Annotated in this window: 13 protein-coding genes and 1 tRNA gene; 12 read left to right on the top strand and 2 right to left on the bottom strand. The window is 49.6% G+C overall.

Annotation, left to right across the window (positions count from 1 at the left end):
• The first annotated feature begins 435 nt into the window (after positions 1–435).
• Positions 436–1,326 (top strand): endonuclease/exonuclease/phosphatase family protein, encoded by an 891-nt coding sequence (locus ACFQ3W_RS20840; protein ID WP_379321162.1) that lies wholly within the window; start codon positions 436–438, stop codon positions 1,324–1,326.
• Between the two features lie 55 nt (positions 1,327–1,381).
• Here the strand turns inward: ACFQ3W_RS20840 and ACFQ3W_RS20835 are convergent, their stop codons facing one another.
• A complete protein-coding gene (locus ACFQ3W_RS20835; RefSeq protein ID WP_379321161.1) occupies positions 1,382–2,287 on the bottom strand; it encodes a serine hydrolase domain-containing protein in 906 nt (301 codons plus the stop codon).
• A gap of 512 nt (positions 2,288–2,799) precedes the next feature.
• Here ACFQ3W_RS20835 and ACFQ3W_RS20830 point away from each other — a divergent pair.
• From ACFQ3W_RS20830 to ACFQ3W_RS20800, 7 genes are all read left to right on the top strand, one after another.
• Positions 2,800–3,558 (top strand): alpha/beta hydrolase, encoded by a 759-nt coding sequence (locus ACFQ3W_RS20830; protein ID WP_379321160.1) that lies wholly within the window; start codon positions 2,800–2,802, stop codon positions 3,556–3,558.
• 29 nt (positions 3,559–3,587) lie between these two features.
• A complete protein-coding gene (locus ACFQ3W_RS20825) occupies positions 3,588–4,547 on the top strand; it encodes an ABC transporter permease (protein ID WP_379321159.1) in 960 nt (319 codons plus the stop codon).
• 21 nt (positions 4,548–4,568) lie between these two features.
• Entirely contained in the window at positions 4,569–5,471 is a 903-nt protein-coding gene (locus ACFQ3W_RS20820) for a carbohydrate ABC transporter permease (protein ID WP_379321158.1), read from the top strand.
• 49 nt (positions 5,472–5,520) lie between these two features.
• Entirely contained in the window at positions 5,521–7,125 is a 1,605-nt protein-coding gene (locus ACFQ3W_RS20815; RefSeq protein ID WP_379321157.1) for an ABC transporter substrate-binding protein, read from the top strand.
• A gap of 406 nt (positions 7,126–7,531) precedes the next feature.
• Complete coding sequence (locus ACFQ3W_RS20810; RefSeq protein WP_379321156.1) at positions 7,532–9,697, top strand: glycoside hydrolase family 3 N-terminal domain-containing protein; 2,166 nt, start codon at positions 7,532–7,534, stop codon at positions 9,695–9,697.
• Between the two features lie 110 nt (positions 9,698–9,807).
• Entirely contained in the window at positions 9,808–13,176 is a 3,369-nt protein-coding gene (locus tag ACFQ3W_RS20805) for a GH36-type glycosyl hydrolase domain-containing protein (protein ID WP_379321155.1), read from the top strand.
• Positions 13,177–13,275: 99 nt separating this feature from the next.
• Positions 13,276–14,274 carry a LacI family DNA-binding transcriptional regulator gene (locus ACFQ3W_RS20800; protein WP_379321154.1) on the top strand — a complete coding sequence of 333 codons (999 nt, stop codon included), beginning with the start codon at positions 13,276–13,278 and terminating at the stop codon, positions 14,272–14,274.
• Between the two features lie 98 nt (positions 14,275–14,372).
• Here the strand turns inward: ACFQ3W_RS20800 and asnB are convergent, their stop codons facing one another.
• Positions 14,373–16,217: an asparagine synthase (glutamine-hydrolyzing) gene (gene asnB, locus ACFQ3W_RS20795; protein WP_379321171.1), complete on the bottom strand. Its 1,845-nt coding sequence runs from the start codon at positions 16,215–16,217 to the stop codon at positions 14,373–14,375.
• A 142-nt stretch (positions 16,218–16,359) separates the two neighbouring features.
• On the opposite strand from asnB, the gene ACFQ3W_RS20790 reads away from it, so the two are divergent.
• The 4 genes from ACFQ3W_RS20790 (at position 16,360) to ACFQ3W_RS20775 (ending at position 23,523) form a co-directional block, all read left to right on the top strand.
• The gene (locus tag ACFQ3W_RS20790) at positions 16,360–16,680 is read left to right on the top strand and encodes a hypothetical protein (protein WP_379321153.1); all 321 of its coding nucleotides are present in this window, start codon (positions 16,360–16,362) and stop codon (positions 16,678–16,680) included.
• Between the two features lie 95 nt (positions 16,681–16,775).
• Entirely contained in the window at positions 16,776–17,066 is a 291-nt protein-coding gene (locus ACFQ3W_RS20785) for a hypothetical protein (RefSeq protein ID WP_379321152.1), read from the top strand.
• A gap of 106 nt (positions 17,067–17,172) precedes the next feature.
• Positions 17,173–17,246 (top strand) — tRNA-Arg (locus tag ACFQ3W_RS20780).
• 823 nt (positions 17,247–18,069) lie between these two features.
• Complete coding sequence (locus ACFQ3W_RS20775; RefSeq protein WP_379321151.1) at positions 18,070–23,523, top strand: glucoamylase family protein; 5,454 nt, start codon at positions 18,070–18,072, stop codon at positions 23,521–23,523.
• The last annotated feature ends 271 nt before the right edge of the window (positions 23,524–23,794 follow it).

Below are 23,794 nucleotides of genomic sequence, written 5' to 3'. Positions count from 1 at the left end.
CATAGGTTAATACGTTCCCTTTAACTGTACTTTTTACAACTAAATTCCTAGTAAAAGGATATAAATTGAATTTAAGTGTACTAAATACATTTATTCCATTGAGTGTATCTAGGGACGGCAGAATGGTGTACATTAGCAGTACTCTGGCGGTACATTAACGGTACATTAACGGTACATTTGAAGATTAGTCTAGTGCTGATCAAGCCACAATTTAATACGTTTTGCATAATACTCAGTATCTTCTTAAAAAGGGAGCGAGCTGCCAAGCCGCAATTTTTACTTCAGCAAATCATGCCTGCCATTCGAGAAATCGCCCAGAAACCCGCATCATCCCACACCATTCGCACCATCCATCTACCCTTTCTGCCTAGCATTTCCGCCAATTTATGATAGAATAGCTGTGCAATTAAACTAAACTGAAACGGAGTGCTGCAGATGAGCAAGTTAGAGCCGAAGCCGGAATTTGAACTTCGCTGCATGTCCTACAACATTAAGAACGACTATGACCGTGAAGGCGAAAATATATGGAGCAGCCGCAGGGATATGGTAGCAGGCGTCATCCGCTTCCACCGGGCCGATTTGGTTGGGATGCAGGAGGTGCTGTTCAATCAACTGGATGATTTGCAGCAGCGTCTGCCGGAATACGGCTGGATAGGAACCGCAAGGGATGACGGAGATAAGGCAGGCGAGTTTTGCTGTATTTTTTACTTGAAAAAGAGACTAACGCTACTGGAACACGGTCAGTTCTGGCTATCTGAAGAGCCTGAAAAGCCGGGTAAACTCGGCTGGGACGCCGGCTGTGCCAGAATTGTGACATGGGGACGGTTTAAGGATACATACACCGGAGAAGTGTTCACCCACTTCAACACGCATTTCGATCATATCGGCGTGGTGGCGGTAGAGCAAAGCGCTCATCTGATCAAGCGACGGATTCGGGAGATTGCGAAGGAAGAAAATGCACTGCTGACCGGGGATTTCAATATGACAAGCGATTCCGAGCCTTACCGGATACTGATAAGACAAGAGGAGGGCGAGCATCAGCCGCTTCTTCTCGATGCAAGCATCGCCTGCGACTACAAGCATTTTGGGCCTGAGTTTACGTTCCAAGGCTTCGATAGCGCCGAGGTGGCTGCGCGTACGTTTCCTCCTTATGCTCCTTCCCGGGAGCAGCACGGCATTGAGTTTGACAGCGCCATCGATTTTATTTTTGTGACGAGTGGAGTGCATGTGTTAAATTACGGGGTTATTGCTGATCACCGAAAGGGTAAGCTTCCTTCGGACCATTATCCGATCGTTGCTGATGTAAAGCTCCATAAAAATTGCTAATTGCAACAAAAGAACCATCCGGACTGTCTTATTGGCCACGGATGGTTCTGTCATTTTACAGCTGAGGATAGATGTCCGCCCAAACGGCATCCAAAATGGCCTGCAGATTGTCCTCCTCACTGTTTATGGCGATAACGGATTCCTTCTTCGGGAGAATTACACAGAACTGCCCATGGGCCCCGTCGGCTCGATAGGCTTCATGGGAGCACATCCAGAATTGGCAGCCGTATCCCTCGCTCCAGTCCCCGCCACCCGTTGTATCAATGTGCTTCCGGGTGACAAGTTCGATCCACTCTGCGGGGATGAGCTGCGTTCCCTGCCAGTTGCCCTTCTGCAGCAATAGTTGGCCGAACCGGCTCAGTTCCTCGTTGCTGATCCAGAGTCCTGCACAGCCTAATGTTATTCCGAGCGGCGAGGCGTCCCACTGGACATCCCCGATGCCTAGCGGCTCAAACAGCCGTGGGGCTAAATAATCCCGCACCGTTTGACCCACGGCCGCCTGTATCATCGCGGAAACGATGAACGTATCTCCACTGCTGTACGTAAAGGTATCACCCGGAAACCTGTCCAGCGGCAGGGACATATAGTATTTCACCCAGTCCTTTTCCTGCAAAGAAGACCGCTCCTCGGCCCACAATGGTGGTGAATCATGACCGGATGACATCCGGAGCAGATCAAAAAGGGTAAGCTTTTCCGGCGGTAAGGGTGATTTGGGAGCCAGTCCTGCATACTCCGGAAACAAATCCTCAAGCTTCGTACCGAGATGGAGTTTTCCTTCGGTAATCGCAAGTATGGCTGCCATACAGGTAAAGGACTTGCTGATCGAGTGCTGCTGTCTGCGGACGTCTTGGTCGGCATCCCACTCGCCGATTAAACGGCCTTGCTGGAGTACACGAACGGAAAGAACATTAAGACTCAGGCTTGCAATTCGTTCAACGAATTCGGTTAAAGAAAAAGTCATAATTAAACCTTCTCTCTTCAGGGCTACTCCTGTTTATTTGAAAGTTATCAAAACTCTATGAAATTTATTGAAACGTTTTGATTTTTATCTCTTAACGTAGAGATTATTATAGATGACGCATATTTGTCAATATATTGCTGAAATCGCTTTCCAATAATATAAATAATGCTGAATTTTCCCAGTGTAATAGGGTTTTTGCGGAAAATTTATTTTGTTTGCGAAGATTAATATTTTGAAAAAAGATAGTTGACAGGTTTGAATATCGGACTTATGATGTAATCGAAACGATTCGAAAAAATCGCTTTCAATTCCCAAGGGTGTTCAAAACGATAATCATATAGTCCCGATGCCGAACACTCCTCCCTGAGAAAATCGAGGTGAATATATTATCAACCAAGACATATGAGTACGTCAGCAGTTCGACAAACGTTGATTATTTTAAAGCAAGACTTACGGACATCTGGCGGAAAAAAGAAGAGAGCCATCGGGCTGACCAATGAAAGGGGTTACAAATGGCGCATATTACGATAGATACCGGATCGCCTACGTTGCGGATGTCGACCAACATCCACGTGGTTTTGCCCGACGATATCGGAAAACGAGCCATGAGCACGCTTTATTTGCTGCACGGCGCGGGAGATAATGCCAGCACTTGGCAGCGGCTTACCACGGTGGAACGGTATGCGGCGGAGTACAGCTGTACCGTCATTATGCCGGAAGCGAATCGCAGCTACTATACGGATATGGCGTATGGTTTGGATTACTTTTATTACATCACCCAGGAGTTGCCTGAGTTTTGTGAACGCCTGCTGCATATAAGTACCGACCCGGAGAAAACGTTCGTAGCCGGTTTGTCCATGGGAGGCTATGGCGCACTAAAATGCGCTTTAACTTACCCGGAGCGATACTCCAAAGCCGCATCCCTTTCCGGAGTTACCGATATTCGTAAGCGACTTGCGGATCCGGACATGATACCTGGCATGGTTAGTGAAATGCAGGCGGTATTTGGACCGGAGCTTCAGGTGAAGCCGGATCAAGATCTGTATGAGCTTTCCAAGAAACGAATTCAGGAGGGCGGCAAGCTGCCGGACGTGCTCTGCTGTTGCGGTTCCGAAGATCCTTTCGTGGATATGAATCGCGAGTTTGCCGGATACATGGAAGGAACTCCGTTTACGTTCAAATACGTGGAAGGGCCCGGAACCCACGACTGGCGTTTTTGGGAAGAGCATTTAAAGACAACGTTTGACTTTCTGTTTAACGATAAGAACTAAGAGAACTAAGAATAGTGAGGAGATGCCATTTGAAACCCGCAGCCTTAGAGCCCAACGCAAATACAAAGGGACGTTTCAAAACCGGGAGCCTGCTGACGGAAATCTGGAAGAACCGGATGACGTATACACTGCTCATCCCCGGCCTGATCTGGCTGATCCTGTTCGCCTATTTGCCAATGGGCGGTCTGTCGCTTGCATTTAAGCATTACAAGGCCAATATGGGGATTTGGGGAAGCCCCTGGGTCGGTTTGGAAAATTTTACGTATGTATTCCGCGACCCCTCATTTACGAATGCCGTCTGGAGAACGCTTTATCTGAATATTATCAAGCTTGTTATCCAGTTTCCGTTCCCCATTCTGCTAGCGCTGCTTCTCAATGAACTGCGGATGAAACGCTCGAAGAAGCTGTTTCAAACTGTATTTACGTTCCCGCAGTTTTTGTCCTGGATTATCGTATCCGGGGTCGTGATCAATGTACTATCCTATGACGGACTTGTGAACAGCGGGCTGTCGCTTCTGGGTCTGCCGACAATCAACTTCCTTGGCTCGGAGAAAATGTTCCTGCCGATGCTGATTCTAACGGACATATGGAAATCGACCGGCTGGGGCGCCATCATTTATCTGGCGGCTATATCCGGTATTGATCAGGATCAGTACGAGTCGGCACAGATTGATGGAGCTTCGCGTATGCAGCAAATGTTCAAAATTACACTGCCGAACATAATGCCAACCATCATGATCATGTTCATTCTGGCGGTCGGCGGCCTGATGTCCTCGGGCTTTGATCAGATCTTCAACTTGGCGAATGCAGCGACCAAAAATGTGTCGGAGGTACTCGATGTCTACATCTACCGGGTGACCTTCCAGTCCGCGACCGACTTCTCTTTCTCGACGGCGGTCAGCCTGTTCCGTTCCCTCGTCAATATGATTCTGCTGGTATTAGCTGACAGAGTGTCCAAGATGATGGGCGGAGACGGTCTGGTGCGATAAGAAAGGAGATGAGAAAAAACGATGAGCAACGTTGCTGCTAAAAGATCCAAATACCGGGTCGGAAAAATGACAGCTCTCGATTACTTTATATTTGTATTCCTGCTGGTCATGGCTCTAATGGTCATTATTCCGTTCTGGAACGTCATCATGATCTCCTTTGCTTCGCAGAAGGAATACGCGGACAATCCGTTTATGATGTTCCCGAAGCATCCGACTCTTGATTCTTATAAGGCGCTGTTCGATAACGGAACGATCCTGACGGGTTACCTTAATACCGGGAAGCTTCTACTTGCAGGACTTCCGCTAAGCTTATTCCTGACAAGCACAATGGCTTACGCGTTAAGTAAGAACAAATTTCCAGGCAAGAAATTCTTTTTCTTCCTTGTCCTGTTCACCATGATTTTTAACGGCGGGATTGTTCCGCTCTATTTGATTATGAAATCCATGCATTTAACCGGGACGCTCTGGTCCGTCATTTTCGCTGGATCATTCAGTGCCTTCAATATGATTTTAATGATGAATTACTTCCAGGGTCTGCCGGAATCGCTGATGGAATCGGCCCGATTGGATGGGGCCGGTGAATGGAGAATCCTGTTATCTGTCGTTCTTCCGCTCGCCGCACCGATTATGGCCACGATTACGTTGTTCTATGGCGTTGGCATTTGGAACGGTTGGTATGACGCGATGATCTTCCTGCGCAAAGCGGAACAATTACCGCTGCAAAACGTGCTGAGGGCCATCATCGTCGAATCGTCCACGAACGTGTCCAATGCATCCAGTGTCGATGCGCTAAGCAAGCAAGGGTTCTCCATGGGGATGAAAATGGCTGCCGTTTTCGTCACGATGGTGCCAATCATGTGCTTCTTCCCGATGCTGCAAAAGCATTTTGCTAAAGGGGTGTTAACAGGGGCTATCAAGTCCTGATGCACAATAGATTTTTTATCAAAAAATCTTAAAAACATGGGGGTAAAACATGAGAACGAACAAAAAGCTGTCGGTAAAATCTGTCTTGGCCATCTTGATGTGTCTAACCATGCTGACGGTGAGCGCTTGCTCCAAGCAGGAAGCAGCTAACAAGGGCGGCAATGCGAAGGACGACAACGGAGGTTACAAGGATAAGCTGAAAATCTCCGTGGCGAGTACCCTGCAATTGAAAAATGGGGACATGAACAATGAGTTCCATAAGTTCTGGATGGACAAATTCAACATCGATTGGGATTACAACTATGTGGAATGGGATTCCTGGGATGAAAAACTTCGCCTTTGGATCAACTCCGGTGACCTTCCCGATGTGGCGACTTGGCAGTACAACAACGCAGACGCTTTGAACTATATCGATCAAGGACTTTTGTATAAATTGCCGGATGACTGGAAGGAACGTTGGCCAAATGTTGCGGCGGCCTATAAGCTGACCGGACTTGGTGAGAAGCTTGAGGAAAAAACCGGCGGCACTTATGTTTTGCCAAGACCGGTGTATTACGAGAACAAACCAGCTGATCCGCTTTTGAACCAAATTGGTGTTATTGCGCTTCGTAAAGACTGGGCTAAAGCGGTTGGCTTCCCGGTTAAAGATCAATATACGACCAGCGAGCTGATGCAGTATGCCAAACTGGTTAAAGAAAAAGATCCGGGCAAAGTTGGATCCAAACTTGTACCAATTTCTTATAACGCTGCCGACGCCTTGACGAACATTATCATGGCGAACAGTGAGCACTCCCGAGTTGAGTCGGCCTTCTATAAAGGGGCAGACGGCAAATACCACTGGGGTCCTGCCGATCCTGAAACGCTCACCGGTCTGAAGCTGATGCAAAAGGCGTATAAAGATGGCTTGCTTAACCCAGAGTTCTATACTTGGAAAAACAACGAAGGCAGCGACAATTTCCGTGTCAAAGGTGTAGCTGCGATCACCAGTCTCGGGGGCTTGGCTTCTTACAGACAAGACATGGATAACAACATGAAAAAGAACCTGAATCTGAACAGCAGCGATGTTGTGCAAACGGCGATCGTGGTTGGCGATGACGGCAAATACCGCAACCTGGAGCAAGTGAACTTCTGGTCTGCGCTCGTGTTCTCCCCGAATATCAGCAAAGAGAAATTTGAACGCATTATGGATTTGCTCGATTATTCGACAAGTAAAGAAGGACAATTGCTGCTGAACATGGGCTTTGAAGGTAAGGACTGGAAGTATGGCGATAACAAAGAGCTTGTAAACTTGCTGCCAGAAGGAACGACGATGGATACCAAATACCCGAATCGTTTCGAAGGTTTGTACCTGTTGGGCGATGACTTCAGTGTCATTAACCCGGCGATCAAGAAAGAGTTCCGCGATACAGCCATCAAGCATTATCAAGACAAAGCGAAGCTCAGCAAAGAAGGCGGCAAAATGGCTACCTATGATTGGGACTTCCAATTGTACGACTCCAAAGCTAAGAGCCAGGCTGCTTTCGAATACGAAAAGGAATATACGAACCTGATTTTGCAGGACGGCGATTTGGAGACCAACTGGAAAAAATGGGTTGACAGCAAAAAGTCTCTCGTTCAGCCTCTGCTTGATGAACTGAACAACATGAAAAAGTAATTTAGTGTGTGCTGCATTTTTGAGAGGACCTTACGGCGAAAGCCGGGAGGTCCCTCAGTTCCACGAACCCGGTATGCAGGATATCCCGCCTCCAGCCGGGTTCTTCTCTTCATCAAATGTGATATGTGCATGGCTCTTCTAAATGAGGAATTTGCACAACCTCGGGCAGCTCTGTATAGAGGCTATCCGAACCGCAGCAGACAGCATAGTAGTGAAACACTTATAACCAAGCGGGTTTTGTGCAAGCTCCTGAGAAAGGAGATAGGGGCTTGATCTGGAAAGAGCTTTAAAACGATCCGCGAGGCAAGTTTGAAGAACTTATGGGAACGACTCGTTGAGAATGGCTGACTTTCCAAGGATGCAAGCTATTTTTTTCTTATTAATATGTGGTGTGGAGGAACTAGAAATGTATAACCGGCAGTTAACCGACCTGGTTCGCCAAATGACTCTTGAAGAGAAGGTGGCCCAGTTGCTTCAGCTTACCGCCCATTTTCATGAAGGCACGGAGAGCGAAGGCCAAGTCACTGGGCCGATGGAAGAGATGGGCATCACGGAATCGATGGTGGCCGCGAGCGGCTCTGTACTTGGCTTATCGGGTGCGCAGGCAATCATCGACGTGCAGAAAACCTACCTGAGCCAAAGCCGGCTAGGCATTCCGCTGTTATTTATGGCCGATGTCATCCATGGCTTCAAAACGATATTTCCGATTCCACTTGCGATCGGCTGCTCGTGGGATTTAGAACTCGCTGAGAAAAGCGCCGAAATAGCCGCGAAAGAATCTGCGGTATCCGGCATTCATGTCACGTTCGCGCCGATGGTGGATTTGGTTAGGGACCCGCGCTGGGGCCGGGTTATGGAGTCGACAGGCGAAGACCCGTACTTGAACGGTTTGTTCGCTAGAGCCTTTGTGCGAGGTTATCAGGGGAGCAATTTGAAGGAGGAGCCTGAGCGGCTGGCCGCATGTGTGAAGCATTTTGCCGCTTACGGCGCTCCTGAAGGCGGGCGTGAATATAACACGGTAAACATGTCCGAGCGCAATCTTCGCGAACAGTATTTGCCGGCTTATAAGGCGGCGCTGGACGAAGGCTGCGAAATGGTGATGACGTCGTTCAACACTGTGGACGGAATTCCCGCTACTGGGAACGAGAAATTGATGCGAGGTATTTTGCGGGACGAATGGGGCTTTGACGGGGTGGTCATCTCCGACTGGGCTTCCCTTCGCGAAATGATTGCTCACGGAGCCGCGGAGGATGATCGCGAGGCCGCGTACCGCGCGATTCGAGCCGGTGTGGACATTGAAATGATGACCCCGTGTTATATGCACCATCTTCCGGAGCTTATCAAGAACAGCCATGTGGATGAGGCTCTTATCGACGAGGCAGTACTGCGTATATTGCGCTTGAAGGATAAGCTCGGCCTGTTCGACAATCCGTATCGGGGAGCCGATCCGGAACGGGAACGTGAAGTACTGTTCAGCGAAGAGCATCGAAACGTTTCTTATGAGCTGGCAGCGAAGTCCAGCGTACTGCTGAAAAATGAAGGCAGCCTGCTGCCGCTAGGGTCAGACAAGAAAATAGCTTTGATCGGTCCATTCGCTCAAAGTGATGACATTCTCGGATGGTGGTCCTGCATCGGCGTGAAGGAAGATGCTGTGAAGCTGGGAACGGCACTGGAGGAACGCCTTCCGGCAGGGCAACTGCTTATCGCGGAAGGCAGCTCGATTCACAGCATGAGCTCGCAGCAGTTAAAGGAAGCGATGGAAACGGCTCGTGAAGCCGACGTCATCGTACTCGCCTTAGGAGAAAACAGCGAGATGAGCGGAGAGGGCGGTTCACGCACCGATATTCGTCTTCCCGAAGCCCAGCTTGAGCTGGTGTGTCAGCTGAAAACGCTCCGGAAACCGCTGGCCGCGGTATTATTTAACGGCCGTCCTCTGGATTTGCACGGCTTATTGGATAAGGTCGATGCGTTATTGGAAGCTTGGTTCCCGGGCAGTGAGGGAGGCGCCGCTCTTGCGGATATTTTGCTCGGGCGGATCAACCCTTCGGCCCGGCTCACGATGTCTTTTCCGCAGTCAGTCGGTCAGATCCCGGTTTACTACAACCATTTCAATACGGGCCGTCCGCTGAATCCAAGCAAAACTGAAGAACGTTATGTTTCCAAATATATTGACAGCCCGAATGAACCGTTGCTGCCGTTTGGCTTTGGCCTTTCTTACACTACGTTCGTATACGGTGAGCTGAAGCTCTCCTCGGAGGGACTCACGTCCGAGCAGCCGCTTAAGGTGAGTGTATCGGTAACCAATACAGGCGACAGAGCCGGTGTGGAAACTGTGCAGCTCTATATTCGCGATGTCACTGGTGATGTTGTTCGGCCAATGCGCGAGCTTAAGGGATTTGTTCGGCTTGCGCTTGCGCCCGGGGAAAGCGCCGAAGCTGTCTTTACAGTGACGGAGGAGCAGCTTCGGTATCATCATTCCGATCTGACATTTGCCAGCGATCCGGGCAAGTTCCAGGTTTTCGTGGGACCTAACAGCCGCGATACTCAGGAGCATGCCTTTCGGTTAATTTGATTTGAACCTGCCACTGCAGGATGAAAAATGAAAATATAGCAAGCTGCCTTGAGGCACAGCCGTGTTGAAAAAGTCGGCTGTACCTTACGGGATAGGAGGAGTACACATACATGACAACCATAACGAATTCCAAACTGCATGTTCAGGCTGGAGATTTGCGCTTTACATTTTGGGAGAGCGGAGATTTGTTTCAGGCTGTCAGCGGCAACACAATGATCAATCAGTTGATGACGAGCCCCGTGGACGGGTCGCTGAACAATATATATCTGCGAATCCATGCGGAATCCGGTATTCGCTTTTACCCTCTGCTGGGTATCCACTCTAGCAGCACGGTTAGCGTCGGTGATGGCTGCATTTTCTGGAAAGGCGCTGTGGAAAATATTAAATACAGCGTTAGCTTTTCTTTATCGGCACAAGGCATCTGGTTCTGGGATGTGAAAGTCATTGGGGACGGCAGCACGATTGACGTCATTTATGGCCAAGACATCGGAAATGCGGATGTTGGTGCAGTACGCAGCAACGAAGCATATCTATCCCAATACATCGACCAGCAGGTGTTCAAGGACGAGAATTACGGTTATGTGGTGTGCTCTCGTCAAAACCAGCCGCAGGGCGGGGCATTTCCTTACATTCAGCAAGGTTCGCTGACCCGTGCGGCGGCTTTTTCCACCGACGGTTTCCAGTTCTTCGGGTTGTCCTATAAGGAAACGAATGTACCCGCTTGCTTAAGCCAGCCTACACTCGCGAATGAGGTTTATCAGTACGAGTTTGCCTATACCGCACTACAATCGGAACGGGTCTCCCTGGATGGTGAAGCACAGTTTGTATTCTACGGACTGTTCAAGCCGGATCATCCGGAGGCGGTCACAGAGCTGAAATATCATGAAGAGGCGCTAGAGGCTTGGGAGGCGCACCAAGCGAAAACGGAAGCTGCCGGACAACAGCCAGCGCCGCACGAGTTGCCGAAGACGCAGCTGAAGGAATATATTGGCGAACCTCTTCAAACGGTTGCACTTACCAACGATGAACTAAACGCGCGTTTTCCGAAGCAAAAGAGACATCAGGAGGAAGTGGATCAAGATCGGCTGCTAGCTTTCTTTACAGATACGTACGAGCATGTGGTTCTCAAGGACAAAGAACTGCTCGTCGAACGGCCGCATGGGCACATTCTCATGAGCGGTAACAATGTGAGGCTAGGCGAGAAGGTCATCACAACAACTTCCTATATATATGGTATTTTTAACTCTCATTTGGTGGTGGGTAATACCAACTTTAATAAAATGATGAGCAACGCCCGCGGCGCCCTGAACATACCGAAGACGGCAGGTCAGCGTATTTATGTGGAAATGGAAGGCAAATACCACCTGATGACCATGCCATCGTTATTTGAAATGGGCTTTAACTATGTACGCTGGTACTACAAAATGGCCGATGACATGCTGGTCATTACCAATTTCACTACGGTCGATACCCCTGAAGTTCGGCTGCACGTTTGCTCGGAAAGCGGAAAAGCTTATAAATTTCTGGTCACCAATCAGGTGACGATGAACGTAAACGAATACGAAACCCCGGTGCACATGACGGAAGCAAACGGGTGCTTGACCTTTTACGGCGCTCAGGATGAGCTTCGGGCGGAAGCCTACCCTAATCTTCAATACCGGATGTGGGTCGATGGAGCGAAGACAGTTATTGGCGACGAAACCATGCTGGCAAGCGGCGTTCAACCGGGGGATGCTTCCCTAGTTGTACTGCAGCTTGAAAAAAGCAGTGAATGGACCTTAGTGATGCAAGGATTGCTTGAAGGAGAAAGCATTCCGACTAGAGAATGTCATGTGGATGAAGAAATTGCGAAGTACCGGGAGTTCTACCGAGATGTGATGAACGGTTTCCGATTGACCGACGAACAAGGGGCGGAAGGACAGGAGCTGTTCAAGTTTAACGCCTTGGCATGGTGGTATACCCATAACATGCTTGTTCATTACTCGGTTCCACACGGACTTGAACAGTATGGCGGTGCAGCTTGGGGGACACGGGACGTCTGCCAAGGTCCTGTCGAATATTTTATGGCGACTCAAAAATTCGAACAGGTTCGCGATATTTTGAAAATGGTCTACTCCCATCAATACATGGATGACGGCAACTGGCCGCAATGGTTTATGTTCGACCGTTATTACAAGGTTCAGCAGGAGGAAAGCCACGGCGACATCATCGTATGGCCGCTTAAGGTGCTCAGCGATTACTTGCACGCCACCCGGGATTTCAGCATCCTGACGGAGAAAGTTCCATATACCGTGAAGCACAAGTTCCACTTCAGCGAGGAAGAAGCTACAATTCTGGATCATGTGAAGAAGGAAATAGAATATATCCGTAACCACTTTATGCATAATACCTATTTGTCCAATTATGGAGACGGGGATTGGGACGATACGCTTCAACCCGCGAACGCCCAGCTCAAGCGCTATATGGTCAGCAGTTGGACCGTTGCTTTGACTTATCAGGTCATGGCTCAGTTTTCAAGCGTGCTGAAATCCGCTGAACCTAAGCTCGCAGCCGAGCTGAAGGATATGGCCATGGGCATCAAACGCGATTATGAAAAATACATGCTCAGCACGGAAGTGATTCCTGGATTCCTTTACATGGAGGATCCGGCCGAGGCTAAGCGGATGCTGCATCCGACGGATGAAGAAACCGGCATTAAATATCGGCTGCTTCCCATGACACGGAGCATGATCGCTGAGCTGCTTGATCCGGAACGCGCCCGCTTCCATTATGATCTGATCAAGGAAAAGCTGTTCTTCCCGGACGGCGTTCGCCTGATGGATCGACCGGCTCAATATGCTGGAGGCGTGAGCTCGCACTTCAAGCGAGCGGAGCAGGCGTCTAACTTTGGACGTGAAGTTGGTTTGCAGTATGTGCATGCCCACATCCGCTTCGTCGAAGCGATGGCCAAAATAGGCTGCGCGGACGATGTATGGAACGGGTTGAAGGTGATTAATCCAATCGGCATTCGCGATGTAGTGCCTAATGCAGCGCTGCGGCAAAGTAACTCTTACTTCAGCAGCTCGGATGGAAAATTTAATACGCGTTATGATGCTCAGGAGAATTTCAATGATCTTCGGACCGGAAGTGTTCAAGTGAAAGGCGGATGGCGGATTTATTCCAGCGGACCGGGAATTTACATGAATCAGCTCATTTCGAATGCGCTTGGAATCCGGCAGGAGCTGGAGGACCTGGTGATTGATCCGGTGCTGCCACCGACATTGGATGGCCTGCACTTTGAATTCCGCTATGACGGTGTGGATGTGACGTTTATTTATCATCTATCGGAAGCCGCAGATCCAAAAGTGATCGTAAACGGCAAGGTGGTTGCCGCGGAGCGAATCGCAAATCCTTATCGCCTCGGAGGTTTCCAAATTTGCCGCAAAGAATTTGAGCAGTCCATGAGGCAGCATAACAATATAGTTGAGATTTTTCTGTAAAAAACTTAAGGTAAACATAACGGATTTCCATTATATAGGTGTCAAGCGTCTGTTTAATTAGGACCAAGGAATGGTTTACAAGCAGAGGGGCGAGGAACATTGGTTAGTATTAAGGATATCGCTAAAAAAGCCGGGGTTTCCATTTCAACGGTATCTTATGCCCTGAACGGAAGCAGCAAAGTCACGGATGAAACCAGTTCTAAAATTTTGGCGATCGCCAAAGAGCTGAATTATGTCCCGAATGCGGCCGCCAGAACGTTAAAGAAGCGCGAATCTAGAATTTTAGGTGTATTTCTAACGGACTTTAAAGGCGACGTCTACGGGGATCTTCTGGATGGGATGAAGGAAGTTTGCAATGCACAAGGGTATGATCTGATCGTGTGCAGCGGGAAGAGGTCGCACCGGATGCTGCCGGAGCAAATGATCGATGGGGCCATCATTTTGGATCAGACGTTTACGAGCGAGGAACTGCTTACGTATGCAGAACGCAACAGTAAGATTGTCGTGCTGGACCGGGAGCTGGATCACCCCAACATCAATCAGGTGCTGCTGGACAACAAAGCGGGAGCGACCTTAGCCACAGAATTTTTGCTTGAAATGGGCCATAAGAAAATTTATATCGTGTCCGGACCGGAGGGCTCGTTCGACTCCAATCAGCGGATGAAGGCCGTAAGGATGGTAGCGGATCGCGCTGGAGACGTGGAATGGATCGAAATCGTCGGCAATTTCAAGAAAAGCGGTGGTGAGCGGGCTGCCGAGCAGGTCATCAATGAGTATAACGGGCCTGCGGCCGTCTTCTGTATGAATGACGAAATGGCCATCGGCTTCTGCAACCGTATTGCGGAAACGGATCTGAAGGTCGGTGAGCATATCCATCTGATCGGCTTCGATAATATCGAGTTGACCAATTACATGCAACCGCGTCTGGCAACGATCAACTATTCCAAACGGAAATGGGGAGCACTTGCCTCGGAGCAGTTGATAAAAATTTTGGCTGGGGAACAGGTGGACCATGAACGCATCTATGTAACGCTCATTAAAGGAGAGTCCGTTAGGAAATACGCGGACGCGGCTAAGCGGACGGAACATCACGCATAAACGATACGGCTTTAATTTATAAGCATCAAAGCGCAAGCAGCAGGGGATTTGTCTCCTGTGCTTGCGCTTTTTTTTCAGCCTACGTATTATCCTCAGAATTAGCGAATAGCTACGTTGTAATTCGTCAGCCAGTGATTCACTTGGGTCAAATAAGCGAACAGCTGTGGACCGGACATGAGTTGACCGAACCAAGGAAGGTTGGAGGACGATTCCTCCGAAGCGGCAATGGCCCGGATTTTGTCGGCATTGATCAGCTTTAAGATCGGCGAAGCGGGATTATCCAAAATAGCGAGCATGTCATTTCGAACGGCGGTTAAATAGTTGGGGTTGTGGGTCTTCGGGAAGGGGCTTTTTTTGCGATACAGCACATCCTCCGGAAGCACATCCGTGAGCGCCTTACGCAAAATACCTTTTTCCCGGCCACCCACCGTTTTGATTTCCCACGGAATGTTCCAGACATATTGCACGAGCCGGTGGTCACAGTAAGGAACACGTACTTCCAAGCCGGCCGCCATACTCATGCGATCCTTTCGGTCCAGCAGCGTTGGCATAAAACGGGTTATGTTCAGGTAGGACATCACCCGCATTCGGGCCTGTTCCGCAGTTTCACTGTTCAATTGTGGTGCCTCGGCTATGGCTTCGCTGTACCGATCCGCAATATACTCTTCCGGCTTGATCCACTCGCGAATTTCCGGAGCAAGAAGGTCGGCGCGGAGACCGGTGGCAACGGACCATGGAAAGGTGCCGGAGTTCAGAAGCTCTTCCCGGTGGAACCAAGGATATCCGCCAAACACCTCATCCGCGGCTTCGCCGGAGATGGCAACGGTAGCCCCTTTTTTAATTTCACGGCAAAACAGCAGCAGGGAAGCGTCCACATCGGCCATTCCGGGGAGATCGCGGGCATTCGTCGAATCGGGCAGAGCGGCGACGAGCTCAGGCGTGTCAAAAGTAATGAAATGATGCTCTGTTTTGAGTTCCTCTATCATTCGCTTGATCCAAGGACCGTCCGCTCCAGGCTGGTAGCTATGGGCTTTAAAATGCTTGTCGTTATCGACGTAATCTATGGAATACGTATGGACCTGGCCCTGGCCGGTCCGTTTGTAATAGTCTACGGCGAGTGCGGTGAGTGCGCTGGAATCAAGCCCCCCCGACAGCAGCGTACATACCGGCACATCGGAGATGAGCTGCCGCTCCATGGTGTCCTGCAGCAAGCTGCGTATATTGGCCGCCGTTTCTTCAACATTATCCGTATGGGGCTCCGCTTCCAGCTTCCAGTACACCAGCTTACGCAGCCCGGCACGGCTAAATATCATCATATGGCCGGGGCGGAGCTCTTTAATATCTTTATAAACTCCTTGACCTGGCGTACGAGCGGGGCCGATTACAAAAATTTCAGCCAGCCCTTCCGGCCCGACTACGGCTTCAACCTTCGGGTGACGTAATATCGCTTTCGGCTCGGATCCAAAAATGAGCGTACCATCCACTTCACTGTAAAATAATGGCTTTACGCCAAGACGGTCCCGAGCAAAGAAAACGTGCTCTCTTACGCTATCCCAAACGGCAAATGCGAATATACCGTTCAAACGGTGTACGCAATCCGGGCCCCATTCGATATACGACTGGAGCAGGACCTCCGTGTCGCAATTCGTTTTAAAGGAACGGCCTCTTCGTCCGAGCTCCGCTTTTAACTCCGGAGCGTTGTATATTTCTCCGTTATATACAATGGTAAACACAGCATCCTCTTCATGTATGATCATCGGCTGAGCCCCGTTCTCGGGGTCCATCACACTAAGACGCCGATGGCCGAAGGCACACGGGCCAGAGATCCAGGTTCCCTCTGCATCGGGTCCACGTTTCTCCAGACAGGATGTCATAGAGAGCACAAGCTCCGATTCTTTGGTCAAATCCCGGTTCCACTCGATAAAGCCGGTTATTCCGCACATTTTGCTTTCTCCTCTCTGCATTGCTTTACGCCCCCGTTTGCCGACCGGGTGAAAAGTATTAACAAATTATGCCGAACCAAGGCATAAAATGTCTGTCCATTAAGGAAAACTATGGATGGTAGACCACAAGTAGGAGGGGGATATGGTGGATCGAAAGCTGTATTACGTATCTGTCCAAGGCCGTTCCATGCTTGCAAATCGAGAAGCTACGGCCTACGAATGGACGATTTGCGCGACGGCTGAAGAGGCGGATACGCTGGGCCGCATGCTGGAGCAAATCCAGCAGCATGAGGAAGATAGCTTTCTCGCCTTTACTTATCCTTGGCCGGATACGCCGGAGCAGGGAGTCAGTCAAGGCTATCAGCGTCATCTGGACAATTTGTACCGAGAGATTTACCGGTTAGGTACGGAGGAGACTAAAGAACAGCTTGCAAGGTCTGGCTATGGAGACAGGATGGATTGATCTATAGCTTATGAAGGGGGGAGTTTCCAATCAGTTATTATATCAAAGACGCACAATTTAGGCGGACGGAGGAACACCAGGGAAGGCCTTGCGCTGTGGTTCAGGTGAAGCCGGGAGCGGTAAACGATCCCGAACTATTTGTGTATCTGGCTCGTACAGAGAGCGAGGAAGGATTCGAAATCATTAAAATGATCAGCAGCGATGCCGACCTGGAGATCGACTGGTACGACAACAGCATGCACCAAGCATACGCCGTAGTCCCGGAGGAGCTGTTTGGTGACCGAGGCTGGCCGGAACCAACCGTGCAGCGCAAGCAATTTTTGCAAAATCTCCTTTCGCATGAAGGGATCGCAGCTAAGCTGGAGGAGCAGCTTCCGAGGGCATAGCCAATCGTAGGGAGCAAGGATAATTTCATTTTTTTCACAAAAACATCTTTGAAAAAATGAGGGGGATGCGCTATAATAATTAACGCATCCTTTTTTAATATCTTATGTCCCAGTAGCTCAGCTGGATAGAGCAACGGCCTTCTAAGCCGTCGGTCGAGCGTTCGAATCGTTCCTGGGACGTCCTTTGAAAACTCCCTTAATGGGAGTTTTTTTCAATATTATTGAATTTACAAACTAAATGTATTTTCTACAGTTAAATCCCGCCTATTTGGAACCTTTGAGCATTTAAATGCAGAAAGTGCAGCTAAAATCAGCAAAACGGACCTGCCAAGGCTAATAGCTGCATTTTAGATGTACGAAATGCAATTAAAATTCCAAAAACCTCAATTTGTGCGGAAATAGATGTATAAAATACATCTACTGCGGATGATCACCCCTGAAAGTACGCCTATAGATCGGTGAGATGTTGAAAAAGCTGCAGGGGGCAAGGAGTAGAACAGAAGAGGGAATGGGTATGGGTGGAAAGTTTAACAGCGGGTGAAACCCATACTCATCCCTCCCATCCCTCCAATGTAGAAGTCTAAGCTAACTCAAAGGACGCCGTCAGGCGTTTTTCTTATATTTGAATCTATAGAACTACTGAGAGCAAGAGCCCTCTTTAACCATTCCTGTCTCGTAGCTTCATTATCACAGAATAGTAACAAAGTTTTCCAAAAATAAATTGACAGTTTGAGATGGAAATTTTATACTAAAGGGGTAATATAATCGAAACGTTTCGATAAGCTTGGTTAGAAGGTGGATGCCCATGGGAGACCCCTCTCATGAGGTATAACAAAGGAGAAACCAACAATAAATATAAACAATTGTCGCCAAGTTAGCACACACTTGACGGCAGCAAAGCACAGGAAGAAAGTTAGCTTATTTCTTTCTTATTTTTTGATACAAAAATCGAAACGTTTCTGTTTTTGTAAGCGATTTCTCAATTGAGGAGAGGAGTACGAAAATGAAGGCTACCAGCCGAAAAGCTTCGAAGATGATCAAACTTCCTGTTATTGCAATCTTGATTTTCACCATGGTATTTACTTTCACATTTCAATCCGTGTCCAAGACGTATGCCGAGACGAACGCATCACCCGCAGTGCAACTGACGGATTTTTCGTCCATGACGGACGACCAGCTGCTGGATTATGAAAGCCGCAAGTCCTTCGATTTTTTCTGGAAGGAGGCGAACACCGATCCTTCGAGTCCCGGATACGGACTGATTCGAGACCGGGCATCGGGTACCGATCTTGATCCCTATAAACACAGCAGCGTAGCCTCTGTAGGCTTCGGCTTGAGTGCCATCGTCATCGGCGTGGACCGGGGCTGGATCACTCGCGAAGAGGGACTTGAGCGGACCCGAGGCACGTTGAACACGCTGTTGAATAACGCTTCCCAAGAGCACGGCTTCTTCTATCACTTCTTGGATATGGATACGGCTGGGCGAAGCGGAACATCGGAGCTGTCTATTGTCGACACCGGCATCGCCATAAACGGCGCTATGTCGGCTGGTGAATATTTTGGCGGCGAGATCAAGGATATGGCTGATCAGTTGTATCGCAAAGTGGAGTGGGATTGGTACCGGGATTCCAAACCAGGCGATAAATACAACCAGTTTTATATGGGCTACTCTCCGGAGAACGGATTCAGCGGACATTGGGATTTCTATGGCGAGCAGTTCATGCTCTATTTCCTGGGAACCGCATCTCCGACCCATCCGGTTAATTCCGATATGTTTTATGATTTTCAGAGACATTCTGCCTCCTACGGCGATTATCCGTCCTTCATCCATTCCTGGTTCGGCTCGATTTTTACGCACCAATTCTCCTTCGCATGGTTCGATATGCGCAATATGGTGGATAAGGAAGGTCTCAGCTGGTGGAACAATTCCGTTATTGCCACCAAAACCAGCAGACAGTACGCCATCGACCACAGTGGCAGCGGAGCGGGCAAATATAAGACATTCGGCGCCGATGCTTGGGGACTAACCGCATCCGACGGACCTTACGGTTATGAAGGAAGATACGGTTCAGCACCCTCGGGCTTCGGCAATGACCAGCACCGCATTGACGGAACTGTTGCTCCTGCTGGCGCCCTCGGCTCTATCGTATTTACGCCTGAAGAAGTGATCTCAGCTCTGCGCCATTATTACTCTTATCCGAATCTGATCGGACCGTACGGCTTGAAGGATGCCTACAACCTGGATGTAAGCCAGGACGGCTGGTACGGCAAGGACTTTATCGGTATCGACAAAGGCATTACGCTGCTCATGATCGAGAACTATCGCAGTGGTTTGATCTGGAATTTGATGAACCAAAACAAATATGCGCAAGCCGGTATGAAAAAAGTGGGACTGCTGCATATCGGCTCAACGGTGATCGATGATTTTGAAGGGAATCGCAACCACGCCGGATGGGCGGACGGAGGGGACGGAGCCTATGTATTGACTCCTGAGACCAACATTACCCATAGCGGTACCGGCTCATTAAAGGTGGATTTCGATAAAGGAAGCTACACTTGGGCCAATTTTTCGGCGGCTTTCGATGGTGAAAAGAACTTTGCTTCCTCCGATTCCGTCAAAGCTTCTGTTTACGGCGATGCTAACCTGCTGATAAAATTTGAAACCTCCACAGGCGCCATCGAGAAAAATTTCATCGTAGCGGGAAATGAATGGCACCAACTGGAATGGGTGCTTACCGCAGACGAGAAGGCTAAACTTCAGGCTGCGAAGAAGATCTTGATTTTCGCAGCGCCCGGTCAAGAGCAAACGAGAGGTACTTTCTATCTAGATGACATTCAGATCCAAGGTAAGGGACCAGCCGCATCCAATTTGCTGATTGAAGGCAAGCCGATTGTGGGGAACACGTTGTCGGCGACTTACAATTATTTTTCACCGGAAGGCCTTGATGAAGGAAATTCCAAGTACCGCTGGCTGAAAGCCGACAAGATTGACGGTTCTTACGAACCGATTCCTGGTGCGGAATCGAAAACCTATACGGTACAAAGCTCCGACTTGGGAAGCTATCTGAAGTTCGAGGTAACGCCGGTATCAGTTGCCGATCCGAATACGGGAGTGCCTTTGATCGGCAAGCCGCGGCAGAGTGATCCAACCCAAGCTGTGGAGAGTGCGGAGCCGATTGCCAAAAACACAACAATTACCACCGTTCCTAGTACGACGGCTACCGTGATTGACGATTTCGACGGACACAACGTGAATCCGGGATGGGTTGACTCGGGCGATGGCGTCTATAAGATCACTCCAGACCCCACCGCGACGCCGGACGGTAGCAACGCTTTGAGAATTGACTACAATAAAGACGTGTACGATTGGGCTTATTTGAAGGGGACTGTTGATCCGACAAAACCGTATTTTGTGGGAGACACCTTATCCTTTGACGTAAAAGGAACTTATAACTTCATTCTGAAATTCGAAGAGGTAAATGGCCAGCACGAGCATACCTTCAAAGGGGATACGAACGGGGAATGGCAGACATTGACCTGGAATATCTCTGAGTTGAAAAAGGAACTGAACGATGTGCAGAGGATCCTGCTGTTTATCGAGCCTGCCTACAAGCATTCGACCGGTACGATCTACATCGATAATTTCAAGGTGATCAAAACTTCGCAAGCGGACCTTACCCGGGATGAAGCCCCGGTTGTCGGGACGCCGGTGTACGGCAGCTATGAGTACTATGACGCCAACGGAGACCTGGAGCAGGGCTCGGCTTACCGTTGGTTGAGATCTGACACACAGGATGGAGTATTCCTTCCTATCGACGGAGCGAATTCCCGTACCTATACTCCGACAGATGCGGATGCGGGCAAGTTCTTGAAATTCGAAGTGATGCCGATGTCCAATCACGCTCCGAATGCAGGTACAACCGTTGTAAGCCCGGCTTCGAACCGGGTGATCCAAGAGGCGGATTTGGACCGTCCGTCAGCCGCTAATGTTACGGTGAAGAAGCAGCTTCCCGTGCAGATGCCGATGCAGGGAATAGCTGAGCGAACGGTTCCGGCGGTTTGGGCCGATTCAGGCGACGGCGTGTTCACTGTAACTCCGGATGCGCAGGAGACCGGGGAAACCGTATGGAAGATTGACTATAACAAGGGCGGTAAAGAATGGGCTTATCTCCAACATGATATTGCTGATCCTTCCCTGTTGGCCGGTGCGAACCGGGTTACGGTGAGCGTCTATGGAAATGCGAATCTGATGTTCAAATTTGAAGGAACCGGTGGCTCCATTGAGAAATCCGTCAATTTGACCGGCGGCGACACATGGCAGACCGTCGATTGGGATGTTTCCGCGGGGAAAGCAGCAATAGCCGGGGCTAAGAAAATGCTGGTTTTTGCAGCTCCCGGCAACGGTTCCGATGCGGGCAGCTTTAAGCTTGGAGCGGTTAAAACCTACGGCAGCGGTTGGAAGGATGGGGGAGACGGGGTCTATAAGCTGACTCCGGCGGATTCCAACGGCATCATGGTTCGATATGCCAAGAACCATGCGGATTGGGCGAATTTCCGTGTCGACACGGACCCGTCGAATCCTGTGACTGCAGCCGGTCAGGTAAACGCAACCGTTACCGGAAACGTGACCTTGCTGGTGAAGTTGGATAAGGCCGCGGGCTCCGACGTGGAGAAAACCTTCGATTTTACGGGAGGCGAAGCTGCGCAATCCCTGCATTGGGATGTTTCAGCGTATGATATTTCGGACCTGCAGCAGATTCTCATCTTCGCGGCTCCGGGGAATGGGGAGGCGGCAGGAAGCTTTACTATCAAGGACTTTACTATTACCGGTCAGAAAACGGCGGAGCTTGCAGCGGCAGACGTGCCCGTCGGAACGGTACTCTATGGCAGCTACGATTTCAGAGACCGGAACGGCAGTGCAGAATCGGGTTCGTTATACCGCTGGCTGATCTCGTCTTCCGCTAACGGAACTTATACAGCTATCAGCGGGGCAACCGACAGAAGCCATCAGGTGACGGCGGCGGAGTACGGAAAATATCTCAAGTTTGAAGTCACTCCGGGAACCTCGGAAGAACCGAAGCAGGGGTTTGCCTCCGTGAGCGCACCGGTGAAAGTTGAGAATGCGCCTTCGAATCAAACTCCAGGAGGCAGTACGGGAGGCAGTACGCCTTCGAACCAAACTTCGGGAGGCAGCACTCCCCCGGTCAATAAGGACGTGGATAAAGGTAAGCTAGGAACAGAGAAAACAGTGCAAACCGCAGACGGGCGGACAGCTGTTGTGTTGGAGGTAAGCAAGGAAGGATTGACGGCTGCCTTGGCGAAACTGAATTCATCTGATGCAGCGCCATCCGTTATCATTAAGGTATCCGGCAATGAGGAGGTCAGCAAGGTTGCGCTTCCTGCTGCAGCACTAGCGCAGGCAGCGGAGAGCAGCAAGAATGCAAAGATCGTCATCAAGACCGCTGCAGCTGAATATGAATTACCGCTTTCCGCGATTCATATTGATCAGTGGATGAAAGCTTCCGGCGGTGACATCAATGGAGCGAAAGTAACGGTAACTATCGAATCCGTTTCCGGCAAAACCGCTGATGAAATCAACGTAAAAGCGGTGGCAGCGGGCGGTAAGCTGTTGACGGGGCCGGTGGAATTCAAAGTAGAGTTAACTTCGGGGGATAAGACAACGGAAGTGAAGGATTTCGGGGGACAATATCTGACCCGTACCGTGACCGTAGCGGGGACGATTGATCCGAGCCATGCGACCGGCGTATTTTTCGATACCGAAACCGGCGATCCGGTGTTCGTTCCTACGGTTTTCGTGACGGAAAACGGAGTAACCAAAGCTGTGATGAAACGGATGGGCAACAGCGCGTATGCCGTGATGGAATGGAACAAATCCTTCGGCGATGTGACAACCCACTGGGCAAAACCGGACATTGAGCTGCTGGCGGACAAATTGATTGTGAAAGGTACGGACACTCAAACCTTTGATCCGAATTCCCCTGTAACAAGAGCAGAGTTTACGGCCATGCTTGTGAGAGCATTGGGGATTTTCGTGGGCAATGGTCAAACGGCTGCATTTGCTGATGTTCCAGCGGATTTCTGGGCAAACGAATCGATTGCTGCAGCCGTGAAATTTGAAATCGTCAGCGGCTATAGCGATCATAAGTTCCAACCGAACCGGCAAATTACCCGTGAGGAGATGGCGGTTATGATTTCGAACGCAGCCAAGTTTGTCCAAGGCAGTCTTCATGAAGGTGCGACTGAAGATACCCTAGCCGCCTTCAAGGACCGTTCGGAAGTTAGTGGATGGGCCGCAACGGCTATGGCTTACGCGGTTCATGAAGGAATTCTGCAGGGAGCGGGACCAGACCGCCTGGCTCCTGCTAAGGATACAACTCGGGCCGAGGCCGCTGTTATGCTAAAACGACTGTTGGTGCAATTGAACTTTATTAATTAATAAGAGAAAGAAGAGAAAGCCTTGCTGGTGGATGAAAAAGCAGTCCACCAGTAAGGCTTTTTTTCATTTATATTGCTTCCTGGCCTTTCATTAGTTTAGTAATCATCGGCATGGGTTGGTTGTATAGCTGCATTTTATACATCTACTTCTAAATGAGCCTAGCCCCCATGAACTAATTCCTGCTACTGCTTGATCATGTTCAAAGCCCAATATAGCAATCTTTCAAAAGGTTGAAATCTTTAAAAATGAGGTTGGAATAGGAGATTCAATA

This window comes from Paenibacillus puldeungensis (assembly GCF_042678945.1).
GTDB classification, from domain to species: domain Bacteria; phylum Bacillota; class Bacilli; order Paenibacillales; family Paenibacillaceae; genus Fontibacillus; species Fontibacillus puldeungensis.
The sequence above is the reverse complement of the archived record's forward strand: the minus strand, read 5'-3'. Positions and strand labels throughout refer to the sequence as shown.

Coding starts and splice junctions, on each gene's coding strand:
- ACFQ3W_RS20840 (WP_379321162.1), top strand. CDS start 436: ATGAGCAAGTTAGAGCCGAAGCCGGAATTTGAACTTCGCTGCATGTCC.
- ACFQ3W_RS20835 (WP_379321161.1), bottom strand. CDS start 2,287: ATGACTTTTTCTTTAACCGAATTCGTTGAACGAATTGCAAGCCTGAGT.
- ACFQ3W_RS20830 (WP_379321160.1), top strand. CDS start 2,800: ATGGCGCATATTACGATAGATACCGGATCGCCTACGTTGCGGATGTCG.
- ACFQ3W_RS20820 (WP_379321158.1), top strand. CDS start 4,569: ATGAGCAACGTTGCTGCTAAAAGATCCAAATACCGGGTCGGAAAAATG.
- ACFQ3W_RS20815 (WP_379321157.1), top strand. CDS start 5,521: ATGAGAACGAACAAAAAGCTGTCGGTAAAATCTGTCTTGGCCATCTTG.
- ACFQ3W_RS20810 (WP_379321156.1), top strand. CDS start 7,532: ATGTATAACCGGCAGTTAACCGACCTGGTTCGCCAAATGACTCTTGAA.
- ACFQ3W_RS20805 (WP_379321155.1), top strand. CDS start 9,808: ATGACAACCATAACGAATTCCAAACTGCATGTTCAGGCTGGAGATTTG.
- asnB (WP_379321171.1), bottom strand. CDS start 16,217: ATGTGCGGAATAACCGGCTTTATCGAGTGGAACCGGGATTTGACCAAA.
- ACFQ3W_RS20790 (WP_379321153.1), top strand. CDS start 16,360: ATGGTGGATCGAAAGCTGTATTACGTATCTGTCCAAGGCCGTTCCATG.
- ACFQ3W_RS20775 (WP_379321151.1), top strand. CDS start 18,070: ATGAAGGCTACCAGCCGAAAAGCTTCGAAGATGATCAAACTTCCTGTT.